This is a genomic window from Fusibacter sp., assembly GCF_057447755.1.
Genome location: NZ_JBVBZF010000231.1, coordinates 1 through 5,758, shown reverse-complemented (window position 1 = coordinate 5,758; position 5,758 = coordinate 1). Strand labels below are relative to the sequence as shown.

At 38.7% G+C, this 5,758-nt stretch carries 4 protein-coding genes; 3 read left to right on the top strand and 1 reads right to left on the bottom strand.

Going from position 1 to position 5,758, the window contains the following annotated elements; translation table 11 throughout:
• Window positions 1-698 (bottom strand): hypothetical protein (locus AC220I_RS17220; RefSeq protein WP_486725100.1); only part of this gene is annotated, 698 nt, incomplete at its 3' end.
• A gap of 158 nt (window positions 699-856) precedes the next feature.
• Between AC220I_RS17220 and AC220I_RS17215 the strand changes: the two genes are divergently transcribed.
• The 3 genes from AC220I_RS17215 to AC220I_RS17205 all read left to right on the top strand — a co-directional run.
• On the top strand, window positions 857-3,163 hold the full coding sequence (locus AC220I_RS17215; protein WP_486725099.1) for an arylsulfatase: 2,307 nt from the start codon (window positions 857-859) through the stop codon (window positions 3,161-3,163).
• 96 nt (window positions 3,164-3,259) lie between these two features.
• Window positions 3,260-4,516 carry an anaerobic sulfatase maturase gene (locus AC220I_RS17210; RefSeq protein ID WP_486725098.1) on the top strand — a complete coding sequence of 419 codons (1,257 nt, stop codon included), beginning with the start codon at window positions 3,260-3,262 and terminating at the stop codon, window positions 4,514-4,516.
• 286 nt (window positions 4,517-4,802) lie between these two features.
• Window positions 4,803-5,758: sigma 54-interacting transcriptional regulator (locus tag AC220I_RS17205; protein WP_486725097.1), on the top strand; the 956-nt coding region annotated here is incomplete at its 3' end.

Below are 5,758 nucleotides of genomic sequence, written 5' to 3'. Positions count from 1 at the left end.
TTTTGACGCCATTCACTAAATCTCAATCGCTCTTCAATGATCATCCTATCTTTAATGTTGCCTTGAATCAAATCGATAATGAGTTTGTCACGATAAGTGTCCACAAACGCATCATAATCTCGATTGTTTTGAACTACTAGGGAGATCACCTGGCTTATGAGCCTCATCATCTCAAAGTCAGCCTGTTTAAAAGGCCGAAATGCCTCCAAGACGATTACCTGCCCCATGGACTTATCATGCTTATTAATATTTGACCAAATTCTTGGTATTTTAACCTTTTTTTCTTCAATTCCATCTGCAATAAATTTATAGTATGGATAATCGCCTTCATAAGTATCAAATAATTTTGCTTTTTCAAGATGAGCTTCAATACCGCGGTCTAGGAAGCAAATCGGATTTTTGGCTTTTTCCATGCTTTCCAACAGACCTTTCTTTGAGAGGTACTTAAAGCTTTTATAGTTTTGATAGCCCAATTGGACGATTTCTTCATTCCAAATATAATCATCTACGATGGCATCCTTAGTATGGGCTAAGATTTTAAAGAATTTATCGCGCACAAACAAGGGATTCCCCATAATTTTACTCCCGATATCAATAATGTCTTGAATATCACAGCCCCTTGTCAATGCTTGAAAAAATATGTGTGTCGCTTCTACAATACTCATGTCTGCCTTAACGTTTTCTATTAACTCATTCACTATAAACCACACCCCTATCGTCAATTAGCATTTGTGCACTTGCACAAAAATATCATTCTTTTTTCCAACGTCTGTCCATTGTTTTCATTTACTTCAATCTATAGACTTATCCTTAAGGGATAACATCTTCATCATATTACAAAAGGGGGAAAAAATAAATGAAATTTAGTTTTGCATGTAAAAATCTTGCAAAAAGAGCGATTGCACTAGGTTCTGTTTTGGCACTTGTAACGACGATGTCACCAAGTGTCTTCGCTGAATCAAATGTTACACAAGCAGGTTCTGTTAGCACAGATAATAAAAGTGCTACTCAAAATGTCACACAGGATGCGGATGACACAAATATTGTCTATATCATCCTAGACGACATTGGATTCTCTGATCTTGGCAGTTATGGGGCTGAAATTAAAACACCTAACATCGACTTATTGGCAGCAAACGGATTAAGATACACGAATTTTAATGCTTGTCCACTGTCTTCTGCAACAAGAGCTTCTTTATTAACAGGGCGTGATAACAATGCAGTTGGCGTTGGTCATGTTGCAAACGTCTCGATGGAAATGGACCGTCCTGGTTTACAAGGCGGGGTAACACCAAGTGCAGGTTTAATATCAGAGATTTTAAAAACGAATGACTACAGTGCTTATGGTGTGGGTAAATGGCATATTGCACCAGTAAACACGGTAACACCTGCTGGACCATTTGATTACTGGCCACTTGCAAAAGGCTTTGACCGCTACTATGGCTTTATGGATGGTGAAACGGATCAATACGCGCCACAACTCGTTAACGGTAACGAGATGGTTGCAGTGCCAATGACTGAAGGTTATAATTTGAACGACGATTTATTGGCACATGCCAAACAATATATTACGGACCATGTCTCTATTTATCCTGAAAAGGGCTTTTTCTTAAATTATGCCTTTGGGACGGGTCATTCACCTCAGCAAGTGCCTCAACATTATGCAGATGCCTATAAGGGTGTTTATGATAAAGGTTGGGATCAAATCAGAATAGACCGTTTTGAAAAACAGAAAGAACTCGGCATACTACCATCAGATGCAAAACTTGGTCCAGCTGATCCTACCGTTAAAGCATGGGATACCTTGTCTGCTGAACAAAAAATGCTCTATATAAAATTCATGGAAAACTATGCTGGCTACATCACACAAGCTGATGAAGAAGTTGGTAAGCTCGTTGAACACTTAAAAGCACTAGGTGAATACGATAACACGATTTTTGTACTTCTAGGTGACAACGGTGCGACATCTGACGGTGGTCCTGATGGCACAGACAGTTTTTTTAGTGCTTTTGGTGGCCGTATTGCAACTGTTGAAGACTTAATGCCAAAATTTGGCCTGATTGGTGGACCGGACATGCAGGCGCTCTATCCTAGAGGCTGGGCACAAGTATCTAACACGCCTTTTGCGGGTTATAAAGGTACTACAGCAGCTGGCGCACTTAGAAACCCACTCATCATTTCATGGGAAAAGGGCATTTCTGACAAGGGATCGATCCGAAATCAATATGTCAACGTTACGGATATTACGCCAACTGTTTTAGAAATGGTTGAAGTGGCTCTACCTAAGTCTATTAAAGGGGTCACTCAAATGGAAATGCATGGCAAGAGCATTGCATATACATTTGCATCAGAAAATGTTCCTGAACAATCTACTACTGCCATCACCTATGTATCACCAAAGCGTGCAATTTATAGCAACGGTTGGAAAGCGGAATCTGTACATGTTCCCGGAACTAGTTATGATGCTGATCAATGGAAGCTTTTTAATGTAAGTAATGATTTCACAGAATCACTTGATGTTTCCAAAATATATCCTGAAAAGCTTGCAGAGCTCAAAGCACTATTTGACAAAGAGGCTGAAGGTAAAAATATTCTTCCTTATAAGGAAGTAACGCCAAGAGATATGGGATATACACAATTAGGGTCTGCCGCAGATAGAAAAACATTCAAATACTACCCAGGTGTTAATACTATAAATGTTAAGGCCGCACCTAGTGTAAACACAAGTCATTTCACAATTACAGTACCCGTAACAATTAAATCCAAGGAAGACCAAGGTGTACTTGTAGCACTGGGAGATGAAATGGGCGGTTACGCACTTTATGTGATGAACAATAAACTTACTTTTGTCTACAACAGATATGGTGACTACACAAGAATTACTTCTGACATCAATGTACCAATTGGCCAAAGTGAATTTAAATTCGACTTCACGCGTACAAGCATGGAGAGCGGAAAAGGAAAACTCTATATCAATGATCAATTAGTGGGCGCATCTGATTTCAAAACTGCAATCAATCTTACACTTGAAGGCCTTGATATTGGTAGAGATCAGCACAAGGAAACTGAAGAACTTTATAAGGCATTTGGAGATTATGAGTTCACAGGCGAGTTTGACTATGTTGAGTTCAATCTTAAGCCATTTATTCCAGCAAGACATTAATCATTAATAGCCAGTGTTAATATAGCGTCTTAAGTCCTCTTCAATAAAGAGAGGACTAAGACGCTTTCTTCACAAGACAAGATAAGAGGTGAGAAATTGAATTTAACTGATATTGGAACAGGTTTTCATATTTTGGCAAAACCAATTGGTCCTCGTTGTAATCTAGACTGTGACTATTGCTTTTATACTGAAAAGTCTGAGCTTTTTCCCAAAACGGAAAGTTCAAAAATGTCGGACGTGGTCCTAGATGCTTATATTAAAAACTACATTCAATCTCAAAGTATTCCTGAGATTCAGTTCGTATGGCAAGGCGGTGAACCCACTTTGCTCGGCATAGATTATTTTAAAAAGGTCATTCAATACCAGCGTAAATATGCCGATGGCAAAACCATTATTAACTCTATTCAAACCAATGGCACCCTTATAGACGATGAATGGTGTCACTTTATCAAAGCGAATAACATCCTCATGGGGATTAGCATTGATGGCCCACAAGCCATCAACGATTTCTATAGAAAAGACCTGAAGGGACAACCATCTGCAAATCGCGTTATGAAAGCCATTGCGCTTTTTAATCAGCACGAGATACAGTATAATGCCTTGGTTTGTGTAAGCCATGCATCAGTCGGAAAAGGACTTGAAATTTACCGATTTCTAAAAAAAATCGGCATCAAATACATTCAGTTTACACCAATCGTGGAACGTTTAGCCACCTCAGATGAAGTTCAAATCGGATTAAAGCACGCCACTCCTGCACATGCAAAACAGGCGCATCTAAACCATCAAATGGCGCCCTTTAGCGTCCTCAAAGGTCAATACGGTGATTTTTTAACTGAAATTTTTGATCAATGGGTTAAAAATGATGTGGGTAACATCTTCATCATGAATTTTGAATGGGCACTTGAATCATGGCTGGGATTGCCTTCAACAGTCTGCATCTTTTCTAAGACCTGTGGCAAGGCATTGGCGATTGAGCATAATGGTGATCTATTTGCGTGTGACCATTATGTTTATCCTGAATATCGCCTTGGCAATGTTTTAGTGGATCCTCTTAAAACGATTATCGAAGCACCAAGTCAGGTTGCCTTCGGCATGGCCAAAGCAAACTCACTTCCAAGTCAGTGTCAAAGCTGTGAGGTCAAATTTGCCTGTAACGGCGAATGCCCTAGACATCGTTTCGATATCACAAATGATGGCGAATACGGCTTAAATTATCTATGTTCAGATTATAAAAAGTATTTTCACCACATTCATCCTTATATGAAGGTCATGGTAAAACTCATTCAAAATAACCTTCCAGTCTCCAAAGTCATGGAAGTCATCAATGGCCCTATAGTCGTGGTAAAAAATTAAGCTGAAAATATCTATGTTTTCAGCTTTTTTTAGATTTTTTTGAAAGCTTCATTGTAAAATCAAATTATTGGAAAACCTATAGTCGCAAGATTTAGAAAAGTAGCCAAAATGCTGATAAAAAATGTTTATAAAATATCTAAGTTCATAGAGATTTCATTTCTCAGAAAAGCCAACCATGGCTTATAACAGTTGAATAATGTTCAAAATAAGGTATAATGTAAGTGACTCAAAAAGACACACTGTATCAAAATGAGTATCAAAAAGACACACGATAGGATGAGGTTTTATGAATTTAAATATCAAAAGAGAGCTGTTTTTTGAAAGAGGCGGACTTTTAGATAAAATTTTAGATTCCAGCTTTGATAGGGCATTAATTATAGACAAGCATCAAAAAGTTATTTTCTTTTCCGATTCCAGCAAGAAAATGTCTGGTAAAAATGATAAAGATGTCATAGGCAAGAATATTAATGAGCTCATCAACGCCACGGGCTTTGAAAAAGTGCTGAAAACAGGTCAGTCAGATAAAGGGGTCTTAACAAACTTAGATGGTATTTTGGGATTGTCCTCTCATATCCCTGTTTTTGATGGGGAGGAGCTATTAGGCGTTATTGGAATTGTATACTTCAATAGCATTTCTGCGATTAAAAAAATATTAGCGGAAGCGCCTGAAACTGAGGACAGTGAATATGCAAGTCTTTATCACAGTATCTCAAGAAATGTGAGTTCTTATACCTTTAGGGACTATATTGGAGAGAGCAAAATCGTTAAGGACCTTATTGATAAGACCAAACGTGCTGCCCAATCTAATTTCCCGATCCTTTTTATCGGTGAAACGGGAACTGGTAAAGAAATTTTAGCGAATGCCGTACACAATTTCAACAATTCGACGCTGAGTAATCCCTTTGTTAAGATCAATTGTAGTGCCATACCTAGTGAACTCTTGGAATCAGAGCTTTTTGGTTATGAAAAGGGGGCGTTTACTGGTGCGTCATCTTCCAAAAAAGGGAAGTTTGAAGTGGCAAATGGCGGTTCTATTCTCCTTGATGAAATTGGAGACATGAGCTTTCAGATGCAGACGAAGCTACTAAGGGTTCTTGAAGAGAAGGAGTTTGAACGTGTTGGGGGTAACCGTCTCATACCGACAAATGCTAGGGTCATTGCGGCAACGAACCGCAACCTCCTTGCCATGAGCCATGAGAAGCAATTCAGAGAAGATCTCTACTATCGCTTAAATACCCTTGA